At 58.1% G+C, this 13,333-nt stretch carries 13 protein-coding genes; 4 read left to right on the forward strand and 9 right to left on the reverse strand.

Annotation, left to right across the window (positions count from 1 at the left end; translation table 11 throughout):
• Nucleotides 1-319: 319 nt before the first annotated feature.
• The 6 genes from msrQ to EJA71_RS11530 form a co-directional block, all read right to left on the reverse strand.
• Nucleotides 320-943: a protein-methionine-sulfoxide reductase heme-binding subunit MsrQ gene (gene msrQ, locus EJA71_RS11505; RefSeq protein WP_158956899.1), complete on the reverse strand. Its 624-nt coding sequence runs from the start codon at nt 941-943 to the stop codon at nt 320-322.
• On the reverse strand, nt 943-1,956 hold the full coding sequence (gene msrP, locus EJA71_RS11510) for a protein-methionine-sulfoxide reductase catalytic subunit MsrP (protein WP_158956901.1): 1,014 nt from the start codon (nt 1,954-1,956) through the stop codon (nt 943-945). The genes msrQ and msrP overlap by 1 nt, the downstream gene beginning before the upstream one ends.
• A gap of 64 nt (nt 1,957-2,020) precedes the next feature.
• Entirely contained in the window at nt 2,021-2,878 is an 858-nt protein-coding gene (pssA, locus tag EJA71_RS11515; protein WP_158956903.1) for a CDP-diacylglycerol--serine O-phosphatidyltransferase, read from the reverse strand.
• 148 nt (nt 2,879-3,026) lie between these two features.
• Complete coding sequence (ilvC, locus tag EJA71_RS11520; RefSeq protein ID WP_007909969.1) at nt 3,027-4,043, reverse strand: ketol-acid reductoisomerase; 1,017 nt, start codon at nt 4,041-4,043, stop codon at nt 3,027-3,029.
• Nucleotides 4,044-4,091: 48 nt separating this feature from the next.
• Nucleotides 4,092-4,583, reverse strand: coding sequence for an acetolactate synthase small subunit (ilvN, locus tag EJA71_RS11525; protein WP_003176102.1), 492 nt, complete (start codon nt 4,581-4,583; stop codon nt 4,092-4,094).
• Nucleotides 4,584-4,585: 2 nt separating this feature from the next.
• Nucleotides 4,586-6,310 carry an acetolactate synthase 3 large subunit gene (locus EJA71_RS11530; RefSeq protein ID WP_007949940.1) on the reverse strand — a complete coding sequence of 575 codons (1,725 nt, stop codon included), beginning with the start codon at nt 6,308-6,310 and terminating at the stop codon, nt 4,586-4,588.
• Nucleotides 6,311-6,708: 398 nt separating this feature from the next.
• Between EJA71_RS11530 and EJA71_RS11535 the strand changes: the two genes are divergently transcribed.
• The gene (locus EJA71_RS11535; protein ID WP_158956905.1) at nt 6,709-7,125 is read left to right on the forward strand and encodes a DUF4124 domain-containing protein; all 417 of its coding nucleotides are present in this window, start codon (nt 6,709-6,711) and stop codon (nt 7,123-7,125) included.
• A 100-nt stretch (nt 7,126-7,225) separates the two neighbouring features.
• Here the strand turns inward: EJA71_RS11535 and EJA71_RS11540 are convergent, their stop codons facing one another.
• The 3 genes from EJA71_RS11540 to mrcB are packed head-to-tail and all read right to left on the reverse strand — an operon-like array spanning nt 7,226 to nt 10,651.
• Entirely contained in the window at nt 7,226-7,561 is a 336-nt protein-coding gene (locus EJA71_RS11540) for a YqcC family protein (protein ID WP_158956907.1), read from the reverse strand.
• The gene (locus EJA71_RS11545) at nt 7,561-8,310 is read right to left on the reverse strand and encodes a hypothetical protein (protein ID WP_158956909.1); all 750 of its coding nucleotides are present in this window, start codon (nt 8,308-8,310) and stop codon (nt 7,561-7,563) included. The genes EJA71_RS11540 and EJA71_RS11545 overlap by 1 nt, the downstream gene beginning before the upstream one ends.
• Nucleotides 8,311-8,326: 16 nt before the next feature.
• Nucleotides 8,327-10,651 (reverse strand): penicillin-binding protein 1B, encoded by a 2,325-nt coding sequence (gene mrcB, locus EJA71_RS11550; protein WP_158956911.1) that lies wholly within the window; start codon nt 10,649-10,651, stop codon nt 8,327-8,329.
• A 119-nt stretch (nt 10,652-10,770) separates the two neighbouring features.
• Between mrcB and EJA71_RS11555 the strand changes: the two genes are divergently transcribed.
• From EJA71_RS11555 to EJA71_RS11565, 3 genes are all read left to right on the forward strand, one after another.
• Nucleotides 10,771-12,327, forward strand: coding sequence for a bifunctional aminoglycoside phosphotransferase/ATP-binding protein (locus tag EJA71_RS11555; protein ID WP_158956913.1), 1,557 nt, complete (start codon nt 10,771-10,773; stop codon nt 12,325-12,327).
• Between the two features lie 91 nt (nt 12,328-12,418).
• Complete coding sequence (locus tag EJA71_RS11560) at nt 12,419-12,763, forward strand: pentapeptide repeat-containing protein (RefSeq protein ID WP_158956915.1); 345 nt, start codon at nt 12,419-12,421, stop codon at nt 12,761-12,763.
• Nucleotides 12,764-13,049: 286 nt separating this feature from the next.
• Nucleotides 13,050-13,322, forward strand: coding sequence for a TfoX/Sxy family protein (locus tag EJA71_RS11565; RefSeq protein WP_016773175.1), 273 nt, complete (start codon nt 13,050-13,052; stop codon nt 13,320-13,322).
• The last annotated feature ends 11 nt before the right edge of the window (nt 13,323-13,333 follow it).

The raw sequence follows: 13,333 nt of genomic DNA on the forward strand, positions 1-13,333 counted from the left end.
GGTTAAGACCTTTCGTCTCAACCGAGGCGCGCATTCTACAGCAGCCTCATTTGCTGTCAAGTGATTATTTTCAGAAGTTTTCGAAGAATTCTTCAACAACTTCAACCACTTGCGCTTCAGATCTCTCGTCAGCGGGAGGCGAATTCTACAGCGTTACACGCTGCTGTCAACACCTCTTTTTCAACTCCCTTCTGGCTTCGATGAACTGAAGCAACCTGCTGCCGAACCCTGCATAACTCATTGAATTTCAAGGAGTTTTCCGTTTCGACTGCGCCGGAAGTGGGGCGAATTATAGACACCTGAGATCTGCCGTCAACCGTTAATTTCGCTTTTCTTGCAAAACCTGCATTTTAGCCAGTAAACGCGGGATACGGCGCGTCACCGGCGGAATACGCAGTATAAGAAGCACTGCACCTATAGAGGCGTAGACCGCCCACTCCTCAAGATCGGCGCGCACGATCCACAACATATGCAGCAAACCCAAACCCAAAATCACGTACGCCAGGCGATGCAGCTTCTTCCAGCGCGAACCCAACCGACGCTGACTGTATCGATTCGATGTCACCGCCAGCGCCAACAGTCCGAGAAAACCCAACGCCCCCACTATTATGTACGGTCGCTTGCGCAACTCGACCGCCAGCTGCGACCAGTCGAAACCCAGAATAAATGCCATATAGCTGCACACATGCAAAACCACATAGGCAAAACACCAAAGCCCCAGCTGCCGGCGCACTGCAATCCACCCTGCCCATCCGGTAAGTTTCTGCAGCGGCGTCATACTCAGGGTGATCAACAGCAGCACCAACGTCCCCAGCCCAAGCCGATCCACCAGCACCTTGCCGGGATCCGGCCCGAGCAAATCCTCAAGCGCTTGATACAACCACAGCACCGGCCAGACAGCCGCCGCGATGAAAACGCCTATACGCCAGAACGGAAAGCGCATCAGTAGTTCTTCCGTAGATCAAGCCCTGTATATAAAGAAGCGACTTCATCCGAGTAGCCGTTAAACATCTGCGTATCACGCACGTTCGGCTTGAACAGACTGTTCGGCAATCTCCGCTCCCGTGCCTGCGTCCAGCGCGGGTGATCAACCGTGGGATTCACGTTCGCATAAAACCCGTATTCATCTGCCGCAATGCTTTGCCAAGTGGTTTTCGGCTGCTCGCTGACCAGACTGATGCGCACAATGGATTTGACGCTCTTGAAGCCATACTTCCACGGCACTACCAGACGCAACGGCGCGCCATTCTGGTTCGGCAACTCGCGCCCATACATGCCCACCGCCAGAATGGCCAGTGGATTCATTGCCTCATCCAGACGCAAGCCTTCCACATAAGGCCAGTCGATCAAGGCAAAACCCGAGCGCTGCCCCGGCATGGTCTTGGGATCCTGTAAGGTTTCGAAGCGAATGTATTTGGCGCTGGACGTCGGCTCGACTTGCTTGAGCAACGCCGAAATCGGAAAGCCGATCCAAGGAATAACCATCGACCACGCCTCGACACAACGCAGGCGATAGATGCGCTCCTCCAACTGATAGGGCTTCATGAAGTCTTCCAGCGCATAACGCCCGGGCTTCCCCACCTCCCCATCTATCACCACACTCCACGGTTCAGTTTTCAGCGAGCCGGCATTCGCCGCCGGATCACCTTTATCGGTACCGAACTCATAGAAGTTGTTGTAGTGGGTGGCGTCTTTATAAGGCGTGATCGCCTCATCCTTGACGTTGAGTGCTCCCCACTTGGTAGAGGACAGCTTCTCGTTAAACCATGCCGGCGCCTTGCCCGGCTCGACATCGGAATACCGAGCGGCGTCCTCGGCATTCGCCCAGCGCGGCAGGCTACTGACGGCGATACCGGCAGCAGTGGCCCCGAGCAATTGACGGCGCGAGAGATAAATGGATTCAGACGTGACATCCGACTCATGACAGTCGGACGCTTTGGGGATTTTGATCAACATGGCAACTCCGCAGACTTTGGAGGACTGATGCACCCATAGACTGCGGAGTATGCGGGAAATTACATCACTCGGCTTTTTTGTGCCGACGAAGATGCAACAGGTACTGCACCGGGCCGGAAGCCGCGTAGGCAAGGAACACCAGCAGCAGAATGCGCGGCGGATCGCTGAACACCACAGCGAACACCAGCACCACGGCGAGAATCGCCACAAACGGTACGCGTCCTTTCAAGTCCAGCTCTTTAAAGCTGTTGTACTTAATGTTGCTGACCATCAGCATGCCGGCCGCCGCTACCATTAGCGCAACCAGGAACGACATCTTCGAACCCTGAATACCGTAATCGCTGAACGCCCAAACGATACCCGCCACGACACCGGCGGCTGCCGGGCTGGCCAAGCCGATGAAATAACGCTTGTCCGCTGTACCAACCTGAGTATTGAACCGCGCCAGACGCAACGCCGCGCCCGCTACATAGATGAAGGCGACCATCCAGCCGACCTTGCCCATGTCACCCAGTGCCCAACCGAAGGCCAGCAACGCCGGTGCGACACCGAACGCGACCATGTCCGACAGCGAGTCGTACTCGGCGCCAAAGGCACTTTGCGTATTGGTCATGCGCGCGACACGACCATCGACACCGTCGAGGACCATGGCGACGAAAATCGCGATCGCGGCAAACGCGAAATACTTGCTCGCATTCGCCGAGTCGCCAGCGCTCAGGGCCGCCTGGGCGCTCATCGAGTTGATGATGGAGTAAAACCCTGCGAACAGGTTCGCAGTGGTGAACAGATTCGGCAGCAGATAGATACCACGATGCCGGACTTTACGACCTTCTGCGTCGTGCCCTTCTTCGATGTGTTCATCGATGGGCAGCAGGCTTTCGGCGTCAGAAGCCTTGTTCGGCTCTTCGGGACGTTCGCTCATGGACATTACCTTGCAACGGTTTGGAGAAATTTCGACAGGTGCTTGAGGGCGACAGTTCGGCCACAAACGCTGCAGCTTTATACCAGAACCACCGGCTCAAACGAAAAAACGCGGCCGAGGCCGCGTTTTTCGTACAAGGGACGACGACTTAGTTTTTAGCTTTGTCGACGATCTTGTTGGCACCGATCCACGGCATCATGGAGCGCAGTTGCTCGCCGATGACTTCGATGCCGTGAGCGGCGTTGTTACGACGCTTGGCGGTCATCGAAGGGTAGCCGGTTGCGCCTTCGCTGATGAACATTTTGGCGTATTCGCCGTCCTGAATACGTTTCAGGGCGTTGCGCATGGCCTGACGGGACTCGGCGTTGATCACTTCCGGGCCAGTCACGTACTCGCCGTATTCGGCGTTGTTGGAGATCGAGTAGTTCATGTTGGCGATACCGCCTTCGTACATGAGGTCAACGATCAGCTTCAGTTCGTGCAGGCATTCGAAGTAGGCCATTTCCGGCGCGTAGCCAGCTTCAACCAAGGTTTCGAAACCGGCTTTAACCAGCTCAACGGTACCGCCGCACAGAACGGCTTGTTCGCCGAACAGGTCGGTTTCAGTCTCGTCCTTGAAGGTGGTTTCGATGATGCCGGTACGACCACCACCAACGCCAGCAGCGTAGGACAGTGCAACGTTTTTGGCGTTGCCCGAGGCGTCCTGGTAGATCGCGATCAGGTCAGGGATACCGCCGCCCTTCACGAACTCGGAGCGTACTGTGTGGCCCGGGGCTTTCGGCGCGATCATGATCACGTCGAGGTCGGCGCGCGGAACAACCTGGTTGTAGTGGATCGCGAAGCCGTGGGAGAAGGCCAGAGTGGCGCCTTTCTTGATGTTCGGCTCGATTTCGTTCTTGTACAGGGAGGACTGGAACTCGTCCGGGGTCAGGATCATGACCAGGTCGGCAGCCGCAACAGCGGAAGCAACGTCGGTCACTTTCAGGCCGTGAGCTTCAGCTTTGGCAACGGTGGCCGAACCTTTACGCAGACCAACGGTAACGTCGACACCGGAATCTTTCAGGTTGCACGCTTGGGCATGGCCCTGGGAACCGTAACCGATGATGGCAACTTTCTTGCCCTGGATGATCGACAGGTCGCAGTCTTTATCGTAGAAAACTTTCATGAATTTCCCCTATATATCCAGGCCGTTCAGGCCATTCGCTAATTTGGTTTAGATGCTGAGTACTTTGTCGCCGCGGGCAATACCGGTCACGCCGCTACGGACGGTTTCCAGAATCGATGCGGTGCCGATGGACTGAATGAAGCTGTCGAGCTTGTCGCTGGTACCGGTCAGTTGAACGGTATACACGCTGGCGCTGACGTCGACGATCTGTCCACGGTAAATATCGGTGGTGCGTTTGATCTCGGCGCGCTGAGCGCCAGTGGCCTTGACCTTGACCAGCATCAGTTCGCGCTCGATGTGAGCACTTTCCGACAGGTCCACCAGCTTGACCACTTCGATCAGCTTGTTCAGGTTTTTGGTGATCTGCTCGATGACTTCATCGTGGCCAACGGTGGTCAGCGTCAGACGCGACAAGGTCGGGTCTTCGGTCGGGGCCACGGTCAGGCTTTCGATGTTGTAGTTGCGCTGCGAGAACAGGCCGACTACGCGAGACAAAGCGCCGGGTTCGTTTTCCAGAAGCAAGGAAATAATGTGCCGCATGATTAAGTACGCTCCGTCTTGCTCAGCCACATATCGCGCATGGAGCCGTCTTTGATCTGCATCGGGTAGACGTGCTCGCTGGTGTCGACTGAAACATCGATGATCACCAGACGATCCTTCATGGCGAACGCTTCTGCCATCTTCGACTTCAGATCTTTCGATTCGGTGATGCGAACGCCGACGTGGCCGTAGGCTTCAGCCAACTTGACGAAGTCAGGCAGCGATTCCATGTAGGAGTGCGAGTGACGGCTGCCGTAGCTCATGTCCTGCCACTGGCGAACCATCCCCAGAACACCGTTGTTCAGGATGACGATTTTCACAGGCAAGCCATATTGCAGGCAGGTCGACAGTTCCTGGATGTTCATCTGGATGCTGCCTTCGCCGGTCACGCAGGCAACGTCATCATCGGGGAAGCTCAACTTGATACCCATGGCCGCCGGGAAACCGAAGCCCATGGTGCCCAGACCACCGGAGTTGATCCAGCGATTCGGCTTGTTGAATGTGTAGTACTGCGCCGCGAACATCTGGTGCTGGCCCACGTCGGAAGTGATAAAGGCGTCGCCCTTGGTCACTTCGCAGAGGGTTTCGATCACGGTCTGCGGCTTGATCTTGCTGCCGTCGCCCTTTTCGTAAGGGAACAGGCCGCGATCACCGCGCCATTCATCAACCTGCTTCCACCAACTGGCCACAGACTCCTTGTTCGGGGTCTCGCCGATTTCCTTGAGGATCGCGACCATTTCGGTCAGGACGCTCTCAACCGGCCCAACGATTGGCACGTCGGCCTTGATGGTCTTGGAAATCGAAGCCGGGTCGATGTCGATGTGGATGATCTTGGCGTTGGGGCAGAACTTCGCCGCGCCGTTGATCACGCGATCGTCGAAACGCGCGCCGACCGCCAGGATCACGTCAGCATGGTGCATCGCCAGGTTGGCGGTGTAGCTGCCGTGCATGCCGAGCATGCCGATGAACTGACGATCAGTGCCAGGGAAACCACCCAGGCCCATCAACGTGTTGGTCACGGGCAGGTTGAGCATTTTTGCCAGTTCGGTCAGCGGTGCGGAACCGTTGCCCAGGATTACGCCGCCGCCGGAATACAGCACTGGGCGCTTGGCCGCCAGAAGCATCTCTGCTGCCTTGCGGATTTGCCCGGAGTGACCGCGAACGGCCGGGCTGTAGGAACGCAGCTTGGCTTTTTTCGGGAAGATGTATTCGAACTTCTCGGCCGGGTTGGTCATGTCTTTCGGGATATCGACCACGACCGGGCCCGGACGACCGGATTGCGCCAGGTAGAAGGCCTTCTTCATGACTTCCGGGATTTCCGAGGCGTGCTTGATCATGAAGCTGTGCTTCACGATCGGCCGGGAGATACCGATCATGTCGGTTTCCTGGAACGCATCGGTGCCGACCATGGTGCTTGGCACCTGACCGGAAATGATCACCATTGGAATCGAATCCATATAGGCGGTCGCGATACCGGTAATGGCGTTTGTGGCGCCAGGACCGGATGTCACCAATACCACGCCGGCTTTACCGGTGGCACGGGCATAACCGTCAGCCATATGGGTTGCCGCTTGTTCGTGACGAACCAGGATGTGAGTCACTTCCGGTTCTTTGAACAGGGCATCGTAAACATGCAGGAGAGCACCACCCGGGTACCCGTAGATATATTTGACGCCTTCGTCACGCAAAAAGCGGACGAGCATCTCACCGCCAGATAAAAGCTCCACGTTGTTCACCTCTAAAACGCCAGAATACCGTCCACAAAAAAGGGGCGGGTCTTAATAGGTTTACTTCTCGGCAGAGCATGAGCGACGGTGGTCGCCGACTACGTCAGCACTGACTGAGCAAGTATTGGGATCGTCCCAGTGTTGCGGGCCTTTCCCACCCAGCGCGAGGTAACGCGTTGCGGGTGTAACAGGTCGGCGCGGATATGCGCCTCATGATCTACCGAGTGGGTCTGCTTCTGGCAGTCCCTCTACAGCGGACTTTGGATTCTTCTGTTTCGCCCTCTCCAAGTCAAGTCGTCTATGTGATTAATTGTGGGTAAGCACATGAGAACGCAAGAAAAAACCTGAAAACCGCTACTCTGTTAGTGTCAATTGCGCACTTTTGCCAAGGATTCAGCATGCGAACGCTCCTCCTTACTCTACTGATCGGCCTCAGCCCGTGGTGTACGGCCGCTCAAATCTACAAATGGGTCGATGCCCAAGGGGTCACGCATTTCGATGCGCAGCCGCCACAAGGTCAACCATCGACCACCGTGCAGACGCCCTCCTTGCTCCCACCGAAACCGGCGGCAATGCCGGGCAGCGGCGCTCTCGGTGATCAGAAGGCGATCGATGACAAGGTCAAGAAACAGGTTGCGGACCAACAGACGCAGCTCAAGCAGTTTTGCGAACAGGCACGGACGAACCTTGCGCAGTTGCAGAACAATCCGCGCTTGAGAGAAGAAGTGGAGGGACAGTTGCGCCGGTTGGACGATGCGCAGCGGCAGGAGCGCATTGTAGAGGCGCAAAAACAAATCGCGAAGAATTGCGAATAGAGACCTGTAGGAGCTGCCGAAGGCTGCGATCTTTTAATCTTGCTTAAAAACATAAAATCAAAAGATCGCAGCCTTCGGCAGCTCCCACATTGATGAGGTATTAGCGCGAGGCAGTGATCAGCAGGTCAAACTCTTTGAGCAGCACCTGAAGCCGACGATCCTTGCCACCCAGATTGCGCTGAGCGAAGACCATTTCGGCCATTTCCTGAATACCCGAGGCATTCGGCAACGGCAGATCTTCCTCAAGGATGTATTTCATTTTCGGCAGGAAGATCCATTGCAGCCACTGCTCGAAGTCCAGCGTGTCGACCGAAAACGGCTCGACACTGCTCAGCGCTTCGGCTGACGGCTGAACTGCGTCCCACCAACCCTGAGTGCGCAGTTCACGCTCGATCAGTAGCAACTGATCGGCGATTTTCGGGAAACGTGCATCCATCACAGCGAGACCTTGGCCTTCTGACGGGCCAGTGTGGCGCCGGCGGAATCGCCTTGTTTCTCGCGGGCCTGAGCGATGACTTCCCACAGGTTGGCCTGCAGGTCAGGACGACCGTTGGCCATGGTCAGCGCGCGGCGAGCGAACTGCTCGGCCTGCGGCGCATCACCTTGCGCCATGCGCACTTGCGCCAGACGATAAAGCACTTGCGGCTCACGCGGAGCGACGCGCTGGGCACGCTCCAGGCTCGACGACGCGCCATTGAGGTCGCCGCCAGCCTGTTGCTGTTGAGCCGTGGTGAGCAAGGCGAGTACCGGGCCGTCCAGTTGCTCGTCCGCCGACAAGCCACCGCCGCTGCTGGCCGATGGAATACCGCTCGGCGTCGAAGGCATGCTGTAGCTGCCGGAATTGACCGGAGCCGACTCAACCGGCGACGGCGTATACGGCCCCGACGTGATACCGCCGGACGCCGGGCCCGGCACGATTGGCGAAGAGCTGATCGGTGTCGACACCGCAGCACCGCCGCCCGGCACCATCACCACCACGCCAGTATCACCTTGCGGAATGGCCTGAGTCTGGGCCTGCGCCGGACGCTTGACCGTCGTTTGACGGAAACCGCCATTGGCCGAAATACGCTCGCTGTTGGACACCGCAGTACCGGAGTCAACCACCGGAATCGAACCACGCTGTACGGTAGAGCAGCCGCTGAGCAAAGCCACGGCGGTCACCGCTGGAATCAACCACTTGTTCACTTGAAACCCTCTTTGCTTAATTCATCCAGCCTTTGACCCAATCCATCACCGACTCGCCGGAAGCAGGCGTTTCGCCCGCACAGGAGGCGCCGGGTGGCGGTTCGCTGCCGCGAATATACGGCATCTGCACCGCCCCTGGGCAGTTGGCATCGGAGCCCTGCCCGGTACGCGAATCGACCCACGCCTGCACGACGTTGTCCGGTTGCGGCATGTCCAGCGGCAGCGGATCGGCCTTGCGCATGAAACTGGTCCAGACCTGCAGCGCACCGGTGGCACCGGTGAACGGCGTTTTGCCGTTATCGTCGCGACCCAGCCAGACCACCGCCAGCACATCCTGACTGAAACCGGCGAACCAGCTGTCACGGGAATCGTTACTGGTACCGGTCTTGCCCGCCAGCGTCAGCGTCTTGGGCAGCACGTTATAAACCGAACTGCCGGTCCCTTCACGCATCACGCGCTGCATGGCGTTCTGGATCAGATAAATGGACGCCGGATCGAAACGCTGCTCGATCTGGAACGGATAACGCTTGAGCGGCTCGCCCTCGGCGGTCAGTACGCTGCGAATCCCGCGCATCGGCGTGTTGAAACCACCGTTGGCGAGGGTCTGGTACATGGTCGCGACTTCGATCGGGGTCATGCCGCCAGCGCCAAGCAACATCGACGGGAACGCCGGGAATTCACGCGTTACGCCGAGACGGCCCAAGGTCTTGAGCACATTCGGCACGCCCACTTCCAGACCCAGACGCGAGGTCGACAGGTTGTAGGAGTGCGCCAGCCCTTGATAAAGGAACACGGTGCCGTGGGAGCGGCGGTCATAGTTCTGCGGTTTCCACACCTGACCATTCGCGCCTTTGACCGACAACGGGTCATCCGACAGCCAACTGGTCAGCGTGTACTGGCTCGGTTTTTCCAGCGCGGTCAGATAAACCGCAGGCTTGATCAACGAACCGATTGGCCGCACCGCATCCAGTGCGCGGTTGAACCCGGCGTAACTGGCCTGACGGCTGCCGATCATCGCCTGGACTTCGCCGGTTTCCGGATTGGTCACGACCATCGCCGCTTCGACATCATCCGAGCCTTTGCGTCCGGCCAGACGTTTAAAGGTGTCGTTGACCGACGCTTCGGCCTTCATCTGCAGGATCGGGTCGAAACTGGTGAAGATACGCAGGCCTTCTTCGGTCAAGTCTTCGTCGCGGTAGTCTTCACGCAACTGACGCTTGACCAGATCGATGAAGCCCGGGAAGGAGCTGTCGGCAAGCTTGCCGCGCGTGGTCACGCCCAGCGGCATTTTCTTCGCCGCTTCGACCTGTTCGGCAGTCGCCACGCCTTGCTGCTCGAGCACATCGAGCACCAGATTACGTCGCTCCAGCGCACGTTCTGGATTACGCCGCGGGTTGTAGTAGGACGGGCCTTTGACCATGCCGACCAGCAATGCAACCTGATGCAGCTTCAGCTCGGACAACGGCTGACCGAAGAAGAACTGGCTCGCCAGACCGAAACCGTGCACCGCGCGCTGACCGTCCTGACCGACGAAGACTTCGTTGAGATAGGCCTCGAGGATTTCTTTCTTGTCGTAATGCAGTTCCAGCAGCATCGCCATCATTGCTTCGGTGAGCTTGCGGGTCAGGCTGCGTTCGCTGGTCAGATAGAAGTTTTTCACCAGTTGCTGGGTCAGCGTACTGCCGCCCTGCGTCATCTTGCCGCCAGAGGTGTTGACCCAGATAGCGCGCGCAATCGATTTCGGCGACACGCCCCAGTGGCTGTAGTAATCGCGGTCTTCGACTGCGACCAGGGTTTCGAGCAGATACGGCGGCACCTGATCGAGCTTGATCAGAATGCGGTCTTCGAGGTTTTTTGGATAAATGCCGCCGATCATCAGCGGCTCAAGGCGCACCACGGAAAGCTTCGAACCGTTGGTCGCAGAAAGCTCGGCTACATAATCGCCGGAGAAACGCACGCGCACTGGCTGCGGTTTTTCCAGGCCTTCATAGAACTGGAAGCCACGGGTATTCAGATCGACTGTATTGCCGTTGACCGCAGCAGCACCGGGACCGTTGCTCACGGCTTCGCGGCGATAGCCGAGGGCATCGAGTTCAGTGAGGAAATCGTCCTTGCTGAGCTTCTGTCCGACGAACAGCTCAAGCGGGCGCGCGTAAACCTTGGCCGGGATGGTCCAGCGCTTGCCGGAGAACTTCTCCTGCACCACGGCATCGAGGTAAACGGCGAAGCCGGCCAGCACGACAAGGCCGACCAGACTGAGTTTAATGGCCCAGCTCAACCACGGGCTAAGGCCCTTGGAAGGTGGTTTTTTCTTGGTACGGGGAGATCGAGTTCGAGTCATGGCGGCGGATTATACGCACTTTATTCATCCTCAACAGGAGCGCTCCGAGGTTTGCGTCAGGCTGGCGAGCGGCCATAATGGCCGCCTCGATTTTCCTCCCAGTCTCTGAAGGATCGCCCGTGAGCCAGTCACTGATCGCTGCCCTGCAAAACCCGGCCCTCTACCCGCACCCTGTCGAAGGGTTTCAGGTCATCGAAACGCACATCTCGTGGGTAATCCTCACCGGCCCGTTTGCTTATAAAGTGAAGAAGCCAGTGAATTTCGGCTTCCTCGACTTCACCGGCCTCGATTCGCGCGCACATTTCTGCGCTGAAGAGCTGCGTCTGAACCAGCGCCTGACCGACGACTTGTATCTGGAAGTGTTGCCAGTGACCGGTAGCGTCGAAGCACCGCAACTGGGCGGCGACGGCGCGGCGATCGAATACGTGCTGAAAATGCGCCAGTTCCCGCAGACCGGCATGCTGAGCACCCTGCAAGCCAATGGCGAGCTGACCACGCAGCACATCGACGAGATGGCCGAGCAGATCGCCCGCTTCCATCTGAGTGCGCCGAAAGTCCCGGCCGAACACGACGCTGGCACCCCGGAAAGCGTGATGGCGCCGGTGTCGCAAAACTTCGAACAAATCCTGCCGTTCCTCAGCGACAAAAATGACCTGCTGCAACTCGACGCGCTGAAAGCCTGGGCCGAAAGCAGCTTCGAGCGCCTCAAGCCGTTGTTCGCTCAGCGCAAGACCGAGGGTTTCACCCGTGAATGTCACGGTGACATCCACCTCGGCAACGCTACCGTCATCGACGGCAAAGTGGTGATCTTCGACTGCATCGAGTTCAACGAACCGTTCCGTTTTACTGACGTCTGGGCCGATACCGGTTTCCTCGCGATGGACCTGGAAGACCGTGGCCTGAAATCCCTCGCGCGCCGCTTCGTCAGCCAATACCTGGAGCTGACCGGCGACTATCAAGGCCTGGAAGTGCTGAACTTCTATAAAGCCTACCGCGCACTGGTTCGCGCCAAGGTTGCCCTCTTCAGCATGCCCGCGGACGCGACCCCGGTGCAGCGCGCCACCACCCTGCGTCAGTACCGCAACTACGCCAATCTCGCCGAAAGCTACAGCACCATTCCTTCGCGCTTCATGGCGATTACCCACGGCGTTTCCGCTGTCGGCAAGAGCCACGTGGCCATGCGTCTGGTCGAAGCGCTGGGCGCGATTCGCCTGCGCTCCGATGTTGAACGCAAGCGTTTGTTCGGTGAGCAAACCATCGCCAACGACGTCCAGGCCGGGATTTATAGCACTGACGCCAGCGTCGCGACCTACGCCCGTTTGCATGAAATCGCTGAAGTGATCCTGCACGCCGGTTTCCCGGTAGTGATTGATGCCACTTACTTGAAGCGTGAGCAGCGTGACAGCGCCGCGAAAATCGCTGAAGCCACCGGTACCCCGTTCCTGATCCTCGACTGCAACGCACCACAAGCGGTGATCGAGAGCTGGCTGGCGATTCGTCAGGCCGACCAGAAGGATCCTTCCGACGCCACCCTGGCCGTGATCGAAGCGCAGCAAGCCAACCGCGAAGCGCTGACACCGGAAGAAATCCTGCGTAGCAAACGCGTGCAGACCAATGAATCCGGCACGCTGGACACCGTGGTCGCGCAGATTCGCCAGCGCCTGCCAGGCCTGTAAGAAACTATTTCGGCCGTGAAGCCCTCGCTCGCTTCACGGCCGCCAAATAGTGGCACTATACTGGCGTCATAAAACCAACAGGTGATCTGACATGAGCCAGCCGAAACTGCTCGACTCCCCGCTGTATGCCTTGCTGCACAAAGATGACATCACAGGTTTCAATAAAGAACGCCCGCAGGACGGCCCGATCGATATGGTCGGCGGCGACTTCCGGGGTCTCGATCTGCGCGAACTGAACGCCGCTGGCGTGGATTTCCGGGACGCGTACTTCCGTTCCGCCGATTTGCGTGGCATCGATTTCCGCAATGCATCGCTGGAAGGTGCGAGCCTGGCCCACGCGCAGATTTCCGGGGCGTACTTTCCGCCGGAGTTGAGTGCCGACGAGATTCTGATGTCGATGAATTTCGGTACGCGTTTGCGTTATCGCACTCGCTGATCGTCTCATTGCTCCCTTACACAACGCCTCCCCTGTAGGAGTGAGCCTGCTCGCGATAGCGGTTTAAAATTCAACACATGTGTGCCTGCCAGTCCGCTATCGCGAGCAGGCTCACTCCTACATTGATTTGTGTTCCCCCCTCCTCCTCTGCGTTCGCAGGCCGCTCAAGCGCCCTTTCTTAGAAGCATTTGCGTCGAATCCGACCAAAGAACCACGCTTTTCCTACTGATGGCTACACTCCTGAGAAGCTCGCCCACGCACCATTCGGCCGTCGCAAGGAGGCTTGATGAATGATGAACTGCAACACCTGAAGAATCTTGGCAAGACGTCGGCGCAATGGCTGCATGCCGTGGGCATCCACAGCGCCTCGGACTTGCGTCGCCTGGGCGCGGTGGACGCCTACCGGGCCGTGCGTACCCGCGGGTTTCGCGCATCGAAGGTGTTGTTGTATGCGATCGAAGGCGCACTGATGGATGTGCACTGGAACGACATCCCCGCCGAACGCAAGGACGCCCTGAACAAACAGCTCGAAGCCATCTCCGCGCGTCACAAGAACTGACCGGACACCAC

Source organism: Pseudomonas sp. PB106, from assembly GCF_009764645.1.
Classification (GTDB): domain Bacteria; phylum Pseudomonadota; class Gammaproteobacteria; order Pseudomonadales; family Pseudomonadaceae; genus Aquipseudomonas.

What these genes read in the sequence shown, in the direction of transcription:
- EJA71_RS11565 (WP_016773175.1), top strand. Translation starts at nt 13,050, where the DNA reads ATGAATGATGAACTGCAACACCTGAAGAATCTTGGCAAGACGTCGGCG.
- mrcB (WP_158956911.1), bottom strand. Translation starts at nt 10,651, where the DNA reads ATGACTCGAACTCGATCTCCCCGTACCAAGAAAAAACCACCTTCCAAG.
- EJA71_RS11535 (WP_158956905.1), top strand. Translation starts at nt 6,709, where the DNA reads ATGCGAACGCTCCTCCTTACTCTACTGATCGGCCTCAGCCCGTGGTGT.
- ilvC (WP_007909969.1), bottom strand. Translation starts at nt 4,043, where the DNA reads ATGAAAGTTTTCTACGATAAAGACTGCGACCTGTCGATCATCCAGGGC.
- EJA71_RS11540 (WP_158956907.1), bottom strand. Translation starts at nt 7,561, where the DNA reads ATGGATGCACGTTTCCCGAAAATCGCCGATCAGTTGCTACTGATCGAG.
- msrQ (WP_158956899.1), bottom strand. Translation starts at nt 943, where the DNA reads ATGCGCTTTCCGTTCTGGCGTATAGGCGTTTTCATCGCGGCGGCTGTC.
- EJA71_RS11560 (WP_158956915.1), top strand. Translation starts at nt 12,419, where the DNA reads ATGAGCCAGCCGAAACTGCTCGACTCCCCGCTGTATGCCTTGCTGCAC.
- msrP (WP_158956901.1), bottom strand. Translation starts at nt 1,956, where the DNA reads ATGTTGATCAAAATCCCCAAAGCGTCCGACTGTCATGAGTCGGATGTC.
- ilvN (WP_003176102.1), bottom strand. Translation starts at nt 4,583, where the DNA reads ATGCGGCACATTATTTCCTTGCTTCTGGAAAACGAACCCGGCGCTTTG.
- pssA (WP_158956903.1), bottom strand. Translation starts at nt 2,878, where the DNA reads ATGAGCGAACGTCCCGAAGAGCCGAACAAGGCTTCTGACGCCGAAAGC.